This is a genomic window from Acidovorax sp. FG27 (assembly GCF_040365715.1).
GTDB lineage: Bacteria > Pseudomonadota > Gammaproteobacteria > Burkholderiales > Burkholderiaceae_C > Paracidovorax.
In genome coordinates this window covers 177,714-193,266 of sequence record NZ_BAABVY010000002.1, presented here as the reverse complement: position 1 = coordinate 193,266, position 15,553 = coordinate 177,714, and the positions used below count along the sequence as shown (strand labels likewise).

General features: G+C 70.1%; 19 protein-coding genes. 13 read left to right on the top strand and 6 right to left on the bottom strand.

The window, feature by feature from the left end; all coding sequences use genetic code 11:
- Positions 1-68 precede the first annotated feature (68 nt).
- Complete coding sequence (kynB, locus tag ABWV53_RS01445) at positions 69-719, bottom strand: arylformamidase (RefSeq protein ID WP_353362186.1); 651 nt, start codon at positions 717-719, stop codon at positions 69-71.
- Positions 720-850: 131 nt separating this feature from the next.
- Between kynB and ABWV53_RS01440 the strand changes: the two genes are divergently transcribed.
- A complete protein-coding gene (locus ABWV53_RS01440; protein ID WP_353362184.1) occupies positions 851-1,387 on the top strand; it encodes an Lrp/AsnC family transcriptional regulator in 537 nt (178 codons plus the stop codon).
- On the opposite strand, the gene ABWV53_RS01435 is transcribed toward ABWV53_RS01440, so the two are convergent.
- Positions 1,345-1,689, bottom strand: a complete 345-nt coding sequence (locus ABWV53_RS01435) for a YkgJ family cysteine cluster protein (RefSeq protein ID WP_353362182.1) — start codon at positions 1,687-1,689, stop codon at positions 1,345-1,347. The genes ABWV53_RS01440 and ABWV53_RS01435 overlap by 43 nt on opposite strands.
- A gap of 137 nt (positions 1,690-1,826) precedes the next feature.
- Here ABWV53_RS01435 and ABWV53_RS01430 point away from each other — a divergent pair, with 137 nt between their 5' ends.
- Genes ABWV53_RS01430 through ABWV53_RS01420 form a run of 3 tightly spaced genes read left to right on the top strand, consistent with a single transcriptional unit; the run spans position 1,827 to position 4,338 of the window.
- The gene (locus ABWV53_RS01430; protein ID WP_353362179.1) at positions 1,827-2,144 is read left to right on the top strand and encodes a FeoA family protein; all 318 of its coding nucleotides are present in this window, start codon (positions 1,827-1,829) and stop codon (positions 2,142-2,144) included.
- Positions 2,141-4,066 (top strand): ferrous iron transporter B, encoded by a 1,926-nt coding sequence (feoB, locus tag ABWV53_RS01425; RefSeq protein ID WP_353362177.1) that lies wholly within the window; start codon positions 2,141-2,143, stop codon positions 4,064-4,066. The genes ABWV53_RS01430 and feoB overlap by 4 nt, the downstream gene beginning before the upstream one ends.
- Before the next feature lie 5 nt (positions 4,067-4,071).
- Positions 4,072-4,338: a hypothetical protein gene (locus ABWV53_RS01420; protein ID WP_353362175.1), complete on the top strand. Its 267-nt coding sequence runs from the start codon at positions 4,072-4,074 to the stop codon at positions 4,336-4,338.
- A gap of 562 nt (positions 4,339-4,900) precedes the next feature.
- On the opposite strand, the gene argF is transcribed toward ABWV53_RS01420, so the two are convergent.
- Together argF and ABWV53_RS01410 are read right to left on the bottom strand one after the other, a co-directional pair.
- Entirely contained in the window at positions 4,901-5,821 is a 921-nt protein-coding gene (argF, locus tag ABWV53_RS01415) for an ornithine carbamoyltransferase (RefSeq protein WP_353362173.1), read from the bottom strand.
- 16 nt (positions 5,822-5,837) lie between these two features.
- On the bottom strand, positions 5,838-7,034 hold the full coding sequence (locus tag ABWV53_RS01410) for an aspartate aminotransferase family protein (RefSeq protein ID WP_353362171.1): 1,197 nt from the start codon (positions 7,032-7,034) through the stop codon (positions 5,838-5,840).
- Between the two features lie 280 nt (positions 7,035-7,314).
- Between ABWV53_RS01410 and ABWV53_RS01405 the strand changes: the two genes are divergently transcribed.
- Together ABWV53_RS01405 and ABWV53_RS01400 are read left to right on the top strand one after the other, a co-directional pair.
- Positions 7,315-7,635, top strand: a complete 321-nt coding sequence (locus tag ABWV53_RS01405) for a DUF3579 domain-containing protein (RefSeq protein ID WP_353362169.1) — start codon at positions 7,315-7,317, stop codon at positions 7,633-7,635.
- A 55-nt stretch (positions 7,636-7,690) separates the two neighbouring features.
- Positions 7,691-8,935 carry a DUF533 domain-containing protein gene (locus ABWV53_RS01400; protein WP_353362167.1) on the top strand — a complete coding sequence of 415 codons (1,245 nt, stop codon included), beginning with the start codon at positions 7,691-7,693 and terminating at the stop codon, positions 8,933-8,935.
- A 138-nt stretch (positions 8,936-9,073) separates the two neighbouring features.
- Here ABWV53_RS01400 and nth read toward each other — a convergent pair whose 3' ends face one another.
- Positions 9,074-9,712: an endonuclease III gene (gene nth / locus ABWV53_RS01395; RefSeq protein WP_353362165.1), complete on the bottom strand. Its 639-nt coding sequence runs from the start codon at positions 9,710-9,712 to the stop codon at positions 9,074-9,076.
- A 198-nt stretch (positions 9,713-9,910) separates the two neighbouring features.
- On the opposite strand from nth, the gene ABWV53_RS01390 reads away from it, so the two are divergent.
- The 6 genes from ABWV53_RS01390 to ABWV53_RS01365 all read left to right on the top strand — a co-directional run bounded on the left by ABWV53_RS01390 (position 9,911) and on the right by ABWV53_RS01365 (position 13,554).
- Entirely contained in the window at positions 9,911-10,246 is a 336-nt protein-coding gene (locus tag ABWV53_RS01390; protein ID WP_353362163.1) for a hypothetical protein, read from the top strand.
- A complete protein-coding gene (locus tag ABWV53_RS01385; protein ID WP_353362161.1) occupies positions 10,243-10,554 on the top strand; it encodes a hypothetical protein in 312 nt (103 codons plus the stop codon). Before ABWV53_RS01390 ends, ABWV53_RS01385 begins: the two co-directional genes overlap by 4 nt.
- Positions 10,529-11,725: an aminotransferase-like domain-containing protein gene (locus tag ABWV53_RS01380; protein ID WP_353362159.1), complete on the top strand. Its 1,197-nt coding sequence runs from the start codon at positions 10,529-10,531 to the stop codon at positions 11,723-11,725. Before ABWV53_RS01385 ends, ABWV53_RS01380 begins: the two co-directional genes overlap by 26 nt.
- Before the next feature lie 6 nt (positions 11,726-11,731).
- Positions 11,732-11,956: a SlyX family protein gene (locus ABWV53_RS01375; RefSeq protein WP_353362157.1), complete on the top strand. Its 225-nt coding sequence runs from the start codon at positions 11,732-11,734 to the stop codon at positions 11,954-11,956.
- A 78-nt stretch (positions 11,957-12,034) separates the two neighbouring features.
- On the top strand, positions 12,035-13,066 hold the full coding sequence (locus ABWV53_RS01370) for an aldo/keto reductase (RefSeq protein ID WP_353362154.1): 1,032 nt from the start codon (positions 12,035-12,037) through the stop codon (positions 13,064-13,066).
- A gap of 92 nt (positions 13,067-13,158) precedes the next feature.
- Positions 13,159-13,554 (top strand): DUF6172 family protein, encoded by a 396-nt coding sequence (locus ABWV53_RS01365; protein WP_353362152.1) that lies wholly within the window; start codon positions 13,159-13,161, stop codon positions 13,552-13,554.
- 91 nt (positions 13,555-13,645) lie between these two features.
- On the opposite strand, the gene ABWV53_RS01360 is transcribed toward ABWV53_RS01365, so the two are convergent.
- Positions 13,646-14,989, bottom strand: a complete 1,344-nt coding sequence (locus ABWV53_RS01360; protein ID WP_353362150.1) for a DEAD/DEAH box helicase — start codon at positions 14,987-14,989, stop codon at positions 13,646-13,648.
- 185 nt (positions 14,990-15,174) lie between these two features.
- Here ABWV53_RS01360 and ABWV53_RS01355 point away from each other — a divergent pair, with 185 nt between their 5' ends.
- Positions 15,175-15,552 carry a translation initiation factor Sui1 gene (locus ABWV53_RS01355; protein WP_353362148.1) on the top strand — a complete coding sequence of 126 codons (378 nt, stop codon included), beginning with the start codon at positions 15,175-15,177 and terminating at the stop codon, positions 15,550-15,552.
- The last annotated feature ends 1 nt before the right edge of the window (position 15,553 follow it).

The following is a 15,553-nucleotide window of genomic DNA, read 5'->3' as shown; positions in this document are numbered from 1 at the left end:
TATAGCTGCATGCGCAGGCGGACCAAGCGCTAGAGGCCGAAATGATTCAAAAAGATAGCGCCGTGGCGTCAGCCCAGCGGGCGCAGCACGGCGCGCACCGGCGAGGCGTCGGCGGTGGTCAGCTTCAAGGGCAGGGCGATGAGTTCGTAGTCGCCCTCGGGCACGTCGTCGAGCACCAGGTTCTCCAGCACCCGCAGGTGGCGGCGGCGGATGACCTGGTGGCTCTCCAGCGTCTTGCTGTCGGCCGGGTCGATGCTGGCGGTGTCGATGCCCACCAGCACCACGCCTTCGTCGGCCAGCCGCTCGATGGTGGCGGGCGCGAAGGCCGTGAGCTGCCCGTCCCAGCGGTCGACGGGCATGCGCTCGTAGGTGCGTACCAGCACGCGGGCGGGCAGGGCGCCGCCGCCCCTCGGCATCGCATGCGCGATGTGGTCCCAGGTGATGAGCGGCCCGCGGCCGATGGCGTGGATGACGCGGCAAGGGCCGATGAACGCATCCAGCGGCACGTCGCCGATGGCGGCGCCCGCGGCGTCGTAGTGCAGCGGCGCATCGGCATGCGTGCCCACGTGCGGCGACAGCGTGATGGCGCTGACGTTCACCGGGCAGCCGGGGCCGATGGTGGCGCACCACGCCTGCGCATAGGCCGTGTCGCCCGGAAAGACCGGGGTGGCGCCGTGGACGGGCGCGGAAATGTCCCAAAGGCGGGAAGGTGCGGTCATGGCGAGGGTTGGTGGATCAGCCGGATGGCAGCCGATGCTATTCGTACGACCTGGGATAAGTCACGTCTCTATTTGCATGAAGATGAAAAATTGAATAATCCAGTCTATCAAGTCGATTTAGAGGAATTTTTATGCAGCCACCCATCGATCGCATCGACCTCCAGCTGCTGACGGCACTGCAGGCCAACGCCCTGCTCACCTCGGGCGAACTGGCGCAGATGGCCCATCTGTCGCAGTCGCCCTGCTGGCGGCGGGTGAAAAAGCTGGAGGACGACGGCGTCATCACCGGCTACCACGCCGCCTTGAGCCGCCGTGCGCTGGGCTATGGCGTGATGGCCTTCGTCATGGTGGGCATCGACCACCAGAACGAGATCGCCTCGCGGGCCTTCGAAGAGGCCGTGTGCGCCATTCCCGAGGTGGTGATGTTCCACGGCATTTCCGGCCCGGCGGACTTTTTGCTGCTGGTGGTGGCGCGCGACCTGGACGCGTATTCCGACCTGCTGCAGCGCAAGCTGCACCGCCTGCCGGGCGTGCGGCAGGCGCACACCTATTTCTCGCTGCAGGAATTCAAGGGCCAGGTGGGCGGGCTGCCGGTGCCGGTGCCGGCGCCCCCGGCACTGCGCGATCAGGCCAGCGTGGCCGCATCGCCTTCGAGCGGCGGCAACTGATGGCGCCGGCGCGCGCGCTGGCAGGCCTCGCTGCCGGCGGCGAACTCACGGCAGGGCGAAGGGCGCCATTCGTAGATGCCGCAGGCCGCCCGCAGGCCCACGCGCCCGGTCAGCGCGGCGCAGCGGGGCTGGGCGTGGTCGGTGCCGCGCATGCGGGCAGTGCCATCGGTCACCTCCACCGCCAGGCCGTCGGGCACGTCGCCGCCGGCAGCCTGCGTTTCGTGCACCGAGAAGTCGACGCGGAAGCTGGCGCAGCAGGCGCCGCATGACAGGCAGGGATGTTCGGGCGGGGCGGTGGTCACGGGGGTGCGCGGGCGTGGCGACCCGGGTGCGGCGGGGCTGCAGCATAAGCGAGCGGAGGCTGCCCGATGACCCATGCCGGCGCTCGACCTTCGTTGGGTCGTAAAATGAGAATTAATATCATTTCAAACAGGTACCCATGACAACCATCCAGGACGGCCCTTCGGCCCCCCTGGCGCCGGCCGCCGCATGCGCGCCGTCCGTCGGACTCGACACCCTCGCCCGCCATGTCCCCGCCATCGTCACCGGCCTGCGCACCGCCGGCGACGCCGCGCAGCGCGACATGGTGCTGCGCCTGATGGAGATCGGCTTTCTGCCCGGCGAGCCGGTGCGCGTGGTGGCCAGCGGCCTGCCCGGCGGCGACCCCATCGCCGTGCGCGTGGGCCAGGCCACCTTCGCCCTGCGGCGCCATGAAGCCGCCCTGGTGCAGGTGCGGCGCGACGGGGCCGGCGCATGAACGGCGCCACGGCCACCACCCCGTCCGCCGCCACTGCGGCGCAGCCGCTGCGCATCGCGCTGCTGGGCAACCCCAACTGCGGCAAGACGGCGCTCTTCAACCTGCTGACCGGCGCCCGCCAGAAGGTCGCCAACTACGCGGGCGTGACCGTCGAGCGCAAGGAAGGCTCGCTCGTCACCGGCAGCGGCCGGCGCGTGCGCGTGCTGGACCTGCCGGGCGCCTACAGCCTGAACGCCCAGAGCGCGGACGAAGCCGTCACGCGCGACATCGTCACCGGCCGCCGTGCGGGCGAGCCGGCGCCCGAGCTGCTGGTCTGTGTGACCGACGCCACCCACCTGCGGCTGAACCTGCGGCTGGTGCTGGAGGCGCGCGCGCTCGGCCTGCCCATGGTGCTGGTGCTGAACATGAGCGACATGGCCGAGCGCCAGGGCATCGCGATCGACCGCGAGGTGCTGTCGCGCGAACTGGGCATGCCGGTGATGGCCACCGTGGGCGTGAAGAGCGGCGGCGCGCAGGAGCTGGTGCGCTGGCTGGACACCGTGCGGCCCGCGGTGCTGGCCTCGCTGGTGCCGCGCGCGGCCGCATCCACGGCCCCTGCCGCCGACCCGCAGCAGCAGGTGCTGCAGCTGCACCAGGAAGTGCGACGCGTGATGGACCTGGCGGTGCGCGAGCCGCAGGTCAGCCTGCGCCGCGACGACCGCATCGACGCGGTGGTACTGCACCCGGTCTGGGGCCTGCTGCTGCTGGCCGTCACCCTGTTCCTGATGTTCCAGGCCGTCTTCAGCTGGGCCGAGACGCCCATGGACTGGATCAAGGCCGCCACCGAGGCGGCCGGCGCCGCGGTGAACGGGGCGATGGCCGAAGGCCCGCTGCGCAGCCTGCTCACCGACGGCGTCATCGCCGGCGCGGGCGGCGTGATCGTGTTCCTGCCGCAGATTTTGATCCTGTTTTTCTTCATCCTGGTGCTGGAGGATTCGGGCTACCTGCCGCGCGCGGCCTTTCTGCTCGACCGCGTGATGGGCACCGTCGGGCTGTCGGGCCGCTCGTTCATCCCGCTGCTCTCCAGCTTCGCCTGCGCCATTCCCGGCATCATGGCCACGCGGTCGATCCCGCACTGGCGCGACCGGCTGGTGACGATCATGATCGCGCCGCTCATGACCTGCTCGGCCCGGCTGCCGGTGTACGCGCTGCTGATCGCGGCCTTCATTCCCGAGCGGACGGTGGCGGGCTTGTTCAACCTGCAGGGACTGGTGCTGTTCGCGCTCTACGTGGGCGGCATCGTGAGCGCCATGGGCGTGGCCTGGGTCGCCAAGCTGCTGCGCAGCGGCGGCGGCGCCACCCCGCTGCTGATGGAGCTGCCCACCTACCGCTGGCCCAGCCCCCGGGGCTTGGGCCTGGGCCTCTGGGAGCGGGCGCTGATCTTCCTGCGCCGCGTGGGCGGCATCATCCTAGCCGTGACCGTGCTGCTGTGGTTCCTGTCGTCGTTCCCGGGCGCGCCCGAAGGTGCCACCGGCCCGGCCATCGAATACAGCTTCGCGGGCCGCATCGGCAGCGCGCTGGAGGTGATCTTCGCGCCCATCGGCTTCAACTGGCAGATCTCCATCGCGCTGGTGCCAGGCATGGCGGCGCGCGAGGTCGCCGTGGGGGCGCTGGGCACCGTCTACGCCCTGTCGGCCACCGGCGAGGAAACCGCCGCGCAGCTGGGCCCGCTGATCGCGCAGAGCTGGTCGCTGGCCACGGCGCTGTCGCTGCTGGTGTGGTTCATCTTCGCGCCGCAGTGCATCTCCACCATCGCCGCCGTGCGGCGGGAGACCAACAGCTGGCGCTGGCCGCTGGTGATGACCTCGTATCTCTTCGGGCTGGCGTACCTGGCCAGCTTCATCACCTACCGCGTGGCGCTGGCCTTCGGCGCCGGAGGATGAACGGCATGGCGCAGAACCTGATCGTCGGCCTCATCGTGGCCGTGGCCGCGCTCTACGTGCTGTGGCGCTACCTGCCCCAGCGCTGGCGCGGCCGGCTGGGGCGCGTGCATGCCAGCCTCGCGAAGTCGCCCGGATGCGGCGGGGGTAGCGACGGGGGCTGCGCGAGCTGCGGGTCGTGCGGCAGCGCGGGGGATGCGGCTTCGGGTGCGCCTGCGTCTGCGCCCACGGAAAAGCCGGTGGCCATGCCGCCCTCGCACCGGCCGGGGCGTTGAAGTTCTTGATTGCTATCTAATTGATAGCTTGACGCGCAGGTATAGCAAGCGCTGCAGCCCATTTTGGCTTGAAGAATGAGCGCACGTGGGGCTGCAAAAGAAGGTACTCCATGAGTGCCTTCTGCGCGTAGGGTGCGTTTTGGCTCCGGCCCGCGGCCCTTGGCCGCTTCACATCCGCTGCGCGGATATGAGCCTGCGCCGAAACAGTCTGCCGGCGCTGGCGCGCCGCCGCCTTGCATTTCATGCAACGCGGCCGAGCAGAAGGTACTCCATGAGTGCCTTCTGCGCGTGGGCTGCGTTTTGGCTCCGGCCCGCGGCCCTTGGCCGCTTCACATCCGCTGCGCGGACGTGAGCCTGCGCCGAAACAGTCTGCCGGCGCTGGCGCGCCGCCGCCTTGCATTTCATGCAACGCGGCCGAGCAGAAGGTACTCCATGGGTGCCTTCTGCGCGTAGGGTGCGTTTTGGCTCCGGCCCGCGGCCCTTGGCCGCTTCACATCCGCTGCGCGGATATGAGCCTGCGCCGAAACAGTCTGCCGGCGCTGGCGCGCCGCCGCCTTGCATTTCATGCAACGCGGCCGAGCAGAAGGTACTCCATGAGTGCCTTCTGCGCGTGCATCCTGTTTTCTGCCTCGTCCCACACGACCGATTGGGGGCCGTCGATGACGTCGGCCTCCACCTCTTCGCCGCGATGGGCGGGCAGGCAGTGCATGAAGAGCGCGTTCGGCTGGGCGACGGCCATCATCTCGGTGTCCACGCACCAGTCGGCGAAGGCCAGGCGCCGGGCCTCGTTCTCGGCTTCGTAGCCCATGCTGGTCCAGACGTCGGTGGTCACCAGGTCGGCGCTGCGGCAGGCGTCCATCGGGTCCTTGAAGACCTTGTAGCAGCCGCTGCGGGGCGTGCGGCCGCCGAAGGCGAGCTTCTCGTCGATCTCGTAGCCGCCGGGCGTGCTGACGTGCACTGTGAAGTCCAGCAGGTCGGCCGCCTGCAGCCAGGTGTTGGCCATGTTGTTGCCGTCGCCCACCCAGGCCACCACCTTGCCCTGGATGGAGCCACGGTGTTCGATGTAGGTGAACAAATCCGCCAGGATCTGGCAGGGGTGGAATTCGTTGGTCAGGCCGTTGATGACCGGCACGCGCGAGTGCTGGGCGAAGCGTTCGATCTTCGCCTGCTCGTACGTGCGGATCATCACCAGGTCGGTCATGCGGCTGATGACGCGGGCGCTGTCCTCGATGGGTTCGGCGCGGCCCAGCTGGCTGTCGCCCGTGGTCAGGTGCACCACGCTGCCGCCCAACTGGTACATGCCGGCCTCGAAGCTCACGCGGGTGCGGGTGCTGGCCTTCTCGAAGATCATGGCCAGCGTGCGGTCGGCCAGGGGGTGGTACTTCTCGTAGCTCTTGAACTTGCCCTTGATGAGCGCGGCGCGGCCGAACAGGTACGCGTATTCGTCGGCGGTGAGATCGTTGAATTGCAGGTAATGCTTCATGGGTGCATTCAGTCGTTCATTCGGCCAGCAGCGCCTTGACCAGCGGAACCAGCAGCGCGACGATTTCGTCGGCCTCGGCCCGGGTGAGGATGAGCGAGGGCACCATGCGGATCACGGTGTCCGCCGTGACCGACAGCAGCAGGCCGGCCTCGGCCGCGCGGCCCACCAGGGCGCCGCAGGGCTTGGTGAGTTCGATGCCCAGCATCAGGCCCTGGCCGCGGATTTCCTTCACGCCGGGCAGGCCGCCCAGTTCGCGCTCCAGCGCCGCCTTCAGGTGGGCGCCCACGTCGGCCGCGTTCTGCAGCAGGCCTTCTTCTTCCATGATGCGGATGGTTTCCACCCCGGCGCGCATGGCCAGCGGGTTGCCGCCGAAGGTGGTGCCGTGGTTGCCGGGGCCGAAGATGGTGGCGGCCTTGGGGCCGGCCACCACGGCGCCGATGGGCACGCCCGAGCCCAGGCCCTTGGCGAGCGGCATCACGTCGGGCAGGATGCCGGCCCACTGGTGGGCGAACCACTTGCCGGTGCGGCCCATGCCGCACTGCACCTCGTCGATCATCATCAGCCAGTCGCGCTCGTTGCACAGCTGGCGCAGCTGCTGCAGGTATTCGATGCGCATCGGGTTCACGCCGCCTTCGCCCTGGATGGTCTCGAAGAACACGGCGACGACGTTGGGGTTGCCCTCGGTGGCGCGCTTGATGGCCTCGATGTCGTTCATCGGCACGCGGATGAAGCCCTCCACCAGCGGGCCGAAGCCGGCCTGCACCTTGGGGTTGCCGGTGGCCGACAGGGTGGCGATGGAGCGGCCGTGGAAGGCCTTTTCATAGACCACCACCACCGGCTTGTCGATGCCCTTGTCGTGGCCGTACTTGCGGGCCAGCTTCAGCGCGGCCTCGTTGGCCTCCAGGCCGGAATTGCAGAAGAAGACGTTGGCGAGGCCCGAGCGCTCGACCAGCATCTTCGCCAGCTCTTCCTGCAGCGGCACGTGGTAGTAGTTGGAGCTGTGGATCAGCCTGGCGATCTGGTCCTGCAGCGCAGGCACCAGCTTGGGGTGGTTGTGGCCCACCGTGTTGACCGCGATACCGCCCAGGGCGTCGAGGTACTGCTTGCCGTTCACGTCCCACACACGCACGCCTTCACCGCGTTCCAGGGCAATGGGCAGGCGGCCATACGTGTTCATCACGTGGGGGGAAGCGGCCGGGGCGGTAGCGGTCATGCGTCAATCTCCAGACAGTGCGGTTGCGGGCTTGAAAGCGAAGCACGATTCTAGGGTGTGCTTCATGGCGCGATGTTGACGATTGCGCATCACTGCCATGCGGTCGCCGAGAACCGCGCCGGGCGAAGCAAGCCCCTCTTTGCGCATGAATCGCCGCGTGCGCCCGACGCTGGCGTGGCCGGCAGGGTGGAGGGTCTTGCCGGCTGGCTCTTATATAAGAGTTAGAATGCGCGTTTGCCGGCCCAACCCGCCTCGCGCATACAAAAAGCCCCCGAACCCGATGGTTTCTCCCTCCTCCAAAGAAGTCTTCATACAAGGCATCACCCAAGACGGGAAAACCTTTCGCCCCAGCGACTGGGCGGAGCGCCTGGCGGGGGTCATGAGCCAGTTCCGCCCCGGCGGCGCCCGGCCCGGCAGCCACCTGAGCTATTCGCCCTGGTGTGTGCCCACCACCATCGACGGCGTCAAGTGCGTGGTCGTGCACCGCGACCTGCAGGGCCACGAGCCCATGGCCTGGGACTTCGTCATCAACTTCGCGCGCGACAACAACCTGCAGGTGGCCGAGGCCTGCCTGCTGCCCGACGAGCCGCCCAAGGGCTGACCCTTCCGGCCGCGCTGGCCGCCCTGGCCGCCTGGGCGACCGCAACATCTGCAGCATGCGCATTCCCCGGCGCCCCTCGCCGGCCAAGCCGGTCCGCGCGCCGGTGGTTGAAAACCCGTGCGCAGCGCCCACCTGCTGGCCTGTCGTCCCTGCATCACAACAACGCCAAGAGCGCAGGACTCTCCCGCAGGCGCGCCCCCGCGCCCGGCGGTCCCCACCCACTCTTGGAAAGCCCTTGCCCATGCAGCCAGAACACACCCGTGCCGTCATGGCCATCAGCCTGATGGCCGCCTTTGCCGACGAACACAAGGACGAACGCGAACGCGACCACCTGCGCGAGATGGCCGAATCGCTCAGCGCCGGCAGCGGCCTGGACCTGATGAAGCTCTACCAGGACGTGCTGCTCAAGCGCGTGCGCCTGGAAGACGCCACCGCCGCCCTGGGCACCCCCGAGCTGCGCCAGCTTGCCTATGAGATGGCCGTGGGCGTGTGCGATGCCGACGGCGTGTGCAACGACGCCGAAAAGGCCTTCCTGCAGCGCCTGGCCACGGCTCTGCAGGTGCCCGCCGACCAGGCGCGGGAGGTGGTGAGCCAGGCCGACGCGCTGGCCAATGCCCCGCTGCGCGCCGAGCCCGTGCAGGCCGAGGCGTGGGACAGGGCGCCCGGCGCTGCGGCGGCAGCTGCCGCAACCGCCGCAGCGGCGGGGGTGGCCGGCGCCGCGGGCATCGCGGCTCCCGCGTCTGCGCCGGCGCCGGGCGCGGGCGTTACCTTGAACGCTGCATCGGTCAGCGACGCGGAGATCGATTCGATGATCCTCAACGCCTCCATCCTCAACGGCGCGCTGGAACTGCTGCCCCAGTCGCTCGCCTCCATGGCCATCATCCCGCTGCAGACGCGGTTGGTGTACCGGGTGGGCAAGGTCTACGGCTACGAGCTGGACAAGCGCCACATCGCCGACTTCCTCGCCACCGTGGGCGTGGGCCTGACCTCGCAGTACGTCGAGCAGTTCGGCCGCAAGCTGGTGGGCGGCCTGCTGGGCAAGGTGATGGGCGGCATGGGGCGCGCCGTGGGCAGCGCCGCCACCGGCTCGGCCTTTTCGTTCGCCAGCACCTATGCCTTGGGCAAGGTGGCGCAGCGGTACTACGCGGGCGGCCGCACCCTCAGCACCGACTCGCTCAAGGCATCGTTCTCCCGCACGGTCGAGGAAGCCAAGGGGCTGCAGCAGCGCTACGTGCCGCAGATCCAGGAAAAGGCCAAGGGGCTCGACGTCGGGCAGCTGATGCGCGAGCTGCGGGCTTGATGCCGAAGCGCCGCGCCGCGTCCGGCGCTGGATGTGCTATTGAATGGATAGCGGCCGGCCCTTGTGTAACAAGCGCGTGAGGCCCAAAACGCTTGAATTTCGAGGTCCGCACCGCCCGCAGCGCACGGGGGTGCGCCCTCAAGGCGCAGGCGTCTTCGGCCGGTAGTCGCACCACGGCGCCACCACGCATTCCCAGCACCGCGGCTTGCGGGCCTGGCACACGTAGCGGCCCAGCAGGATCAGCCAGTGGTGCGAGTCCACCGCGTAGGCGGGCGGCACCCGCTTCATCAGCTGCAGCTCCACGGCCAGCGGGTTCTTGCCGGGCGCCAGGCCCGTGCGGTTGCTCACGCGGAAGATGTGCGTGTCCACCGCCATGGTGGGTTGCCCGAAGGCCACGTTGAGCACCACGTTCGCCGTCTTGCGGCCCACGCCCGGCAGGGCTTCGAGCTCCTCGCGCGTGCGCGGCACGATGCCGCCGTGGCGCTCCACCAGCAGCCGGCAGGTCTCCATCAGATGGCGGGCCTTGCTGCGGTAGAGGCCGATGGTCTTGATGTAGCCCTCCAGCCCTTCCAGCCCCAGATCGAGGATGGCCTGCGGCGTGCCGGCGACGGGAAAGAGCCGCCGGGTCGCCTTGTTGACGCCCACGTCGGTGGCCTGCGCCGACAGCAGCACGGCGGCCAGCAGCTCGAACACGGTGGTGTATTCGAGCTCGGTGTTCGGCAGCGGGTTCGCGGCCTTGAGCGCGGCGAAAAAAGGTTCTATGTGCGCGGTTTTCATGCGGGGATGGGCCGTTCGCGGCTGGGTCGGATGGCTCGCAGCCAGGCCGGAAGGTCGGTGGAGCTGCGCTGCTTTCCGCCGAATATATGCGGGCAGGCCGGGTCTTTACACCATGTTGACGGGGCGGTTCCTACAGTGATGGCGTGTTCCTCAACCGGGCCAAAGGGCGGTCTCTCCGCTCCTGGGCCCTTTCGCACCATGTTCGATCGCTCCACCGCCGCCGCGCTGCACCGTGCGCTGCCAGAACCCGGCCCATCGCGGCCCGCCGGCTCGCCCTTCGTGGTGCTGCCGGTGCGCCTGCCCACCACCGACGCGCTGGCCTGCCGGCGAACGCTCCACCATCTGCTGGGGCGGCGGCTCGCGAGCTACTGCATGCGTGTCGACACCCCGCACGGCGCGCTGTGCGTGGACCTGAACGTGCGCCCCGCCGACGTCGCCCACTGCATGCGGCTGCTGGTGGCCGGCCTGCCCCGTGCGGAATTCGGCCACGTCGGGGCGGTGCGCCCGCCGGCCCGCCCGGAGGCTCGACCATGACGCTGCACTGGACGGAACCGGCGCTGCCCATGATGCTGGCCCTGGTGGTGGTGTTCGTGCCGCTGCTGCTGGCCTGCTGGCTCACCCGCGACCCGGATCGCCGCGCGCTGCGCTCGCCGCCCCGGCATCGCCTGGCCGCGCTGGCTGCCGTGGCGGCACGGCGTAGGCAGGGGTGGCCCGCTCGCGAAGCCGAGCACGGCGACGGGCATGGCGACGAGTGCGGCGATGGCACGGCGATGGCGCGACAATGGCGGTTTCCACTGACCGCTGCGCGTTCCTTCCATGCAATTCGCCGACCGCCTGAATAACGTCGAAACCTCCGCCATCCGCGAGCTGTTCAAGCTGCTGGGCAAGCCCGGCATCATCAGCTTCGCCGGGGGCTTTCCCGACAGCGCCATGTTCGACGTGGAGGGCCTGCGCGCCGCCAGCGCCAAGGCCCTGGAAGAAGAGCCCGGCGCGGCGCTGCAGTACGGCGCCACCGAAGGCTACAACCCGCTGCGCGAGCAACTGGCCGCGCTGATGGCCGCCAAGGGCGCGAGCGGCGTGGCGCCGGCCGACCTCATCGTCACCACCGGCAGCCAGCAGGCGCTGGACCTGCTGGGCAAGACCCTCATCAGCCCCGGCGACAAGGTGATCGTGGAGGGGCCGACCTTCCTGGCCACCATCCAGTGCTTCCGCCTCTACGGTGCCGAGCTCATCAGTGCGCCCATCGACGGCGACGGCGTGCAGACCGACGCGCTGGAACGACTCATCGCCGAGCATCGCCCCAAGTTCGTCTACCTCATCCCCACCTTCGGCAACCCCAGCGGCGCCACGCTGAGCCTCGCGCGCCGCCGCGCCGTGCTGGAGATGGCCGTGCGCCACAACACCGTGATCGTGGAAGACGACCCCTACGGCGACCTGTACTTTGGCGAGGCGCCGCCGGCCAGCCTGCTGAACCTCTCGGCCAGCGTGCCGGGCAGCCGCGAGCTGCTGGTGCACTGCGGTAGCTTGAGCAAGGTGCTGTCTCCCGGCCTGCGGGTGGGCTGGATGATCGCCCCGCCCGAGCTGCTGGCCAAGGCCACCATGTGCAAGCAGTTCAGCGACGCGCACACCAGCACCTTCGCCCAGGCCACGGCGGCCCAGTACCTCAAGGCGGGCCGCATGCCCGCCACGCTGGACCACGTTCGCGGCGTGTACGCCGAACGCGCCCAGACCATGGGCGACGCGCTGCGCTGCGAATTGGGCGACGCCGTCACCTTCGTGCAGCCGCGCGGCGGCCTGTTCTTCTGGGCGCGGCTGACCGGCGCCGGCGGCAAGGTCGCCGACGGCAACGTGCTCGCCCAGCGCGCCATCGACAAGGGCGTGGCCTTCGTGCCCGGCACGCCGTTCTTCTGCGCGAACCCCGACCACGCCACGCTGCGCCTGTCGTTCGCCACCGCCGACGTGGACAAGATCCGCGAGGGCGTGGCGCGGCTGGGCCAGGCCGTGGTGGGTTGAGCCACCATGCCTTCCGCACCTTCCGACGACGCGCAGCGACTGACCGAGCTGGAGATCAAGGCCAGCTACACCGAAGACCTGCTCGACCAGCTCAACCTCGTCATCTACCGCCAGCAGCAGGAGATCGACGCCCTGGCCCGCACCGTGGCGCTCCTGCGCCAGCAAATGCCCGAGGCCGGCAGCGGCGCGGGCGAGCGCAACCTGCGCGACGAGCTGCCGCCGCACTACTGACCCGCGCCTGTCGAACCGGCCGAGGGCGCATCCGCATCGCCCGGCCTGGACCGAACCACCACTGAAAGGCTTTGAACCATGCAGTACCGCAACCTGGGCAAGAGCAACCTCAAAGTGTCGGCCCTGTGCCTGGGCACCATGATGTTCGGCGACCAGACCAGCCGCGACGAAGCCGCCGCCATCGTGGCCGACGCCCGCGAGCAGGGCGTCAACTACATCGACACGGCCGACGTCTACACCAAGGGCGCGTCGGAAACCATGGTCGGCCAGCTGCTGCAGGGCCAGCGCCACGAATGGGTGCTGGCCACCAAGCTCGGCAACCGCATGTCGGACGCGGTGAACGAAGTGCACTACTCGCGCAGCTGGATGCTGCGCGAGCTGGACTGCAGCCTGGAGCGCCTGCGCACCGACCATGTGGACGTGCTCTACCTGCACCGCGACTACCCCGGCATGCACCTCGAAGAGGCGCTGTTCGCGCTCGACGCGCTGCTGCGCGCCGGCAAGATCCGCTACTGGGGCGTGTCCAACTTCCGCGCCTGGCGCATCGCCGAGCTGGTGCACGGCGCCCGCCAGCTGGGCATGCCGGGGCCCGTGGTCTGCCAGCCCTACTACAACCTGCTCAACCGCATGCCCGAGGTCGAGGTCCTGCCCGCCTGCGAATACCACGGCATCGGCGTGACGCCCTACAGCCCCGTCGCGCGCGGCGTGCTGACCGGCAAATACCCGCCCGGCCAGCCGCCGCAGGAAGGCACCCGCGCCGGCCGGGGCGACCGGCGCATGACGCAGACCGAGTTCCGCGAGGAATCGCTCGTCATCGCCCAGCAGCTCAAGCAGCACGCCGAGGCCCGGGGCGTGACGCTGGCGCAGTTCGCCACCGCCTGGGTGCTGGCGCACCGCGCCGTCAGCGCGGTCATCGCCGGCCCGCGCACGCTGCAGCAGTGGCAGGACTACGCGCCCGCGCTGGGCTACCAGGTCACGCCGCAAGACGAGGCGCTGGTGGACTCGCTGGTGGCGCCCGGCCATCCGTCCACGCCAGGCTACACCGACCCGGGCTATCCGCTGCCCGCCCGCGTGCTCCCTGCGGCGAGCAGGGCAGGCGACCTGTATTGAGCATGAAAACGCGCCCCAGCGCTGGACGGATCAGCGCGGGGTGCTATGAAAAGCAGAGTGATGGGCGCTGCGGTCGCGGGTTACGATCGGGCATGCGAAAGACCTATCAGCTTCACATCGAAGGCAAGCACCGCGACCGTCTGCTGGACGCGGCCCGCCACGACATCCACCGCTACCTGCGCCGCGAACGCCGCCGCCCCCTGCCGGAAGGGGCGCGCTTCTGGGACTTCGACTGCCGCTTCGGCACCACCGAGCAGGACGCCGCACCCGTGCGCGAGGAAGAGCTCACCCGCCTGATCGACGGCGTGGCCGCCTCGGGCGCCGCGCAGTTCTATGTCGAGATCGTCGCCCGGCCGGGCGAGGGACTACCCCCTCGGCGCGGAGAGGCTTCAGGAGACGGGCACGCCCACTCCCACGATGACGATGGCCACGGTGGCGATGCCGGTGGCGACGGGGGTGACGGTGGCGGAGGTGGGGGCGGCGACTGATCGGTCTGGCCGCATGATGGCTGTGTCGGGTGGTGGTGTCGCGCCAAGCTCGGTGCGGCCTGGCCGCCCCGCCCCAGCGCGGCCGGGCCGCTCAGTCTTCTGACCGGCCGGCGGGCGAGGCCGCCGCAGCCGCAGCTGCAGCCGCACGCAGCTTGTCCTTTTTGCTCGGCCGCGATCCCTTCACCCCGCCGGTGCCCGGCGGCAGCTTGCCGGGCCGCTGCGGCGCGGAGTTGGGCGGGTGGGCCGAGGGGCCCTCGGCCACCGGTGTTTCCGCCAGTTCAGTCTCGAAACCGGCAAGCTGCTCGATGGGCAGCGCCGGCAAGGCCTGCTTGCGGCCGATGAGCCGCCAGTGGGCGAGCGACTGCGGTGTGATGAACGTCACCGCCGCGCCGCTGGCGCCAGCCCGGCCCGTGCGGCCGATGCGATGCACGTAGTCGGCCGCGGCGCGGGGCAGGTCGTAGTTCACCACCGCGGGCAGGTCGGCGATGTCGATGCCGCGGGAGGCGAGGTCGGTGGTCACCACCACCTGCCACCGCTCGTCCTTGAATTCCTGCAGCACCTGGCGGCGCGCGCCCTGGCTCAACCCGCCGTGGAAGGGCGATGCGTAGATGCCGGCCTTGTAGAGCTTTTCCGCCACGTGCTCGGCTGCGTACTGCGTGGCGACGAACACCAGCACGCGGCTCCAGCCGGCCTCCTGGATGAGCTGCTTGAGCAGCTGCGTGCGGCGCTTCTCGTCCACGGCGATGGCGCGCTGGGCGATGTCGGGCGCGGTGGCGGGTTCGTGCGGCACTTCCACGCGGACCGGGTCGCGCAGCAGGGCCTGCGCGAGCTGGGTCACGCCATCGGGGAAGGTGGCGGAAAAGAGCAGGCTCTGGCGGCGGGCCGGCAGCAGCGACAGCACCCGGTCCAGCTCTTCGGCGAAGCCCAGGTCCAGCAGCCGGTCGGCTTCGTCCAGCACCAGCGTCTGCACGTGGGCGAGCGAGAGGGCGTTGTGCTCCACCAGGTCCAGCAGCCGGCCGGGCGTGGCGACCGTCACGTCGGCACCGCCGCGCAGCGCCATCATCTGTGGGTTGATCGACACGCCGCCGAAGGCCACGGCCACCTTCAGCCGGGCCGCCTGCAGGGGACGGGCGAGGTCGCGCAGCACCTCGCCCACCTGGGCCGCGAGTTCCCGCGTGGGCACCAGCACCAGCGCGCGCACCCGCCGGGGGCCGTCACCGGCACCGGCGGCCTGCGCGGGGGGCAGGATCTGCTGCAGCAGCGGCAGGCCGAAGGCGGCCGTCTTGCCCGAGCCGGTCTGGGCGCAGCCCAGCAGGTCGCGGCCCGCCAGCACCACCGGAATGGCCGCCGACTGGATGGGCGTGGGGGAGGAAAAGCCCATCGCCTCGGCGGCGTGAACGAGAGCGGGGGAGAGGCCGAGGGCGGCAAAGGGCATGGTGTGAGGCGGTGGCGGCGCCGCGCCGACGCGCCAGGCGTTGCCGGGCGTGGGCAGGGGCCAAAAAAGGACAATGGCGCGATTGTGCGGCACGCACCGTGCGCCGGGATAATCGGCGCCATCGTGCCCTTTCGACCCTCCTGCCCCATGCACCTTCCTGTCGTCCCCCTGCACCGGAGCCCGCCATGCGCCTGAGCGACCTGGGCGGCCTGGGCGGCCTGGTCTACAGCACCGACGCCGGCCGCATGTGCCCCGATTGCCGCAAGCCGGTGGGCCAATGCTCCTGCGCGGCCGACCGCGCCGCGGCGGCCGTGCCGGCGGGCGACGGCATCGTGCGCGTGTCGCGCGAAACCAAGGGCCGGGGCGGCAAGGCGGTGACGCTGGTCAAGGGCGCGCCCTTGCCTGCCGCCGAACTGGCGCAGCTGGGCAAGCAGCTCAAGGCGGCCTGCGGCACCGGCGGCACGGTGAAGGACGGCGTGATCGAGGTGCAGGGCGACCATGTCGAGCGCGTGATGCAGGCGCTGCAGGCGCAGGGCTACAAGGTCAAGCGCGCGGGCGGCTGAA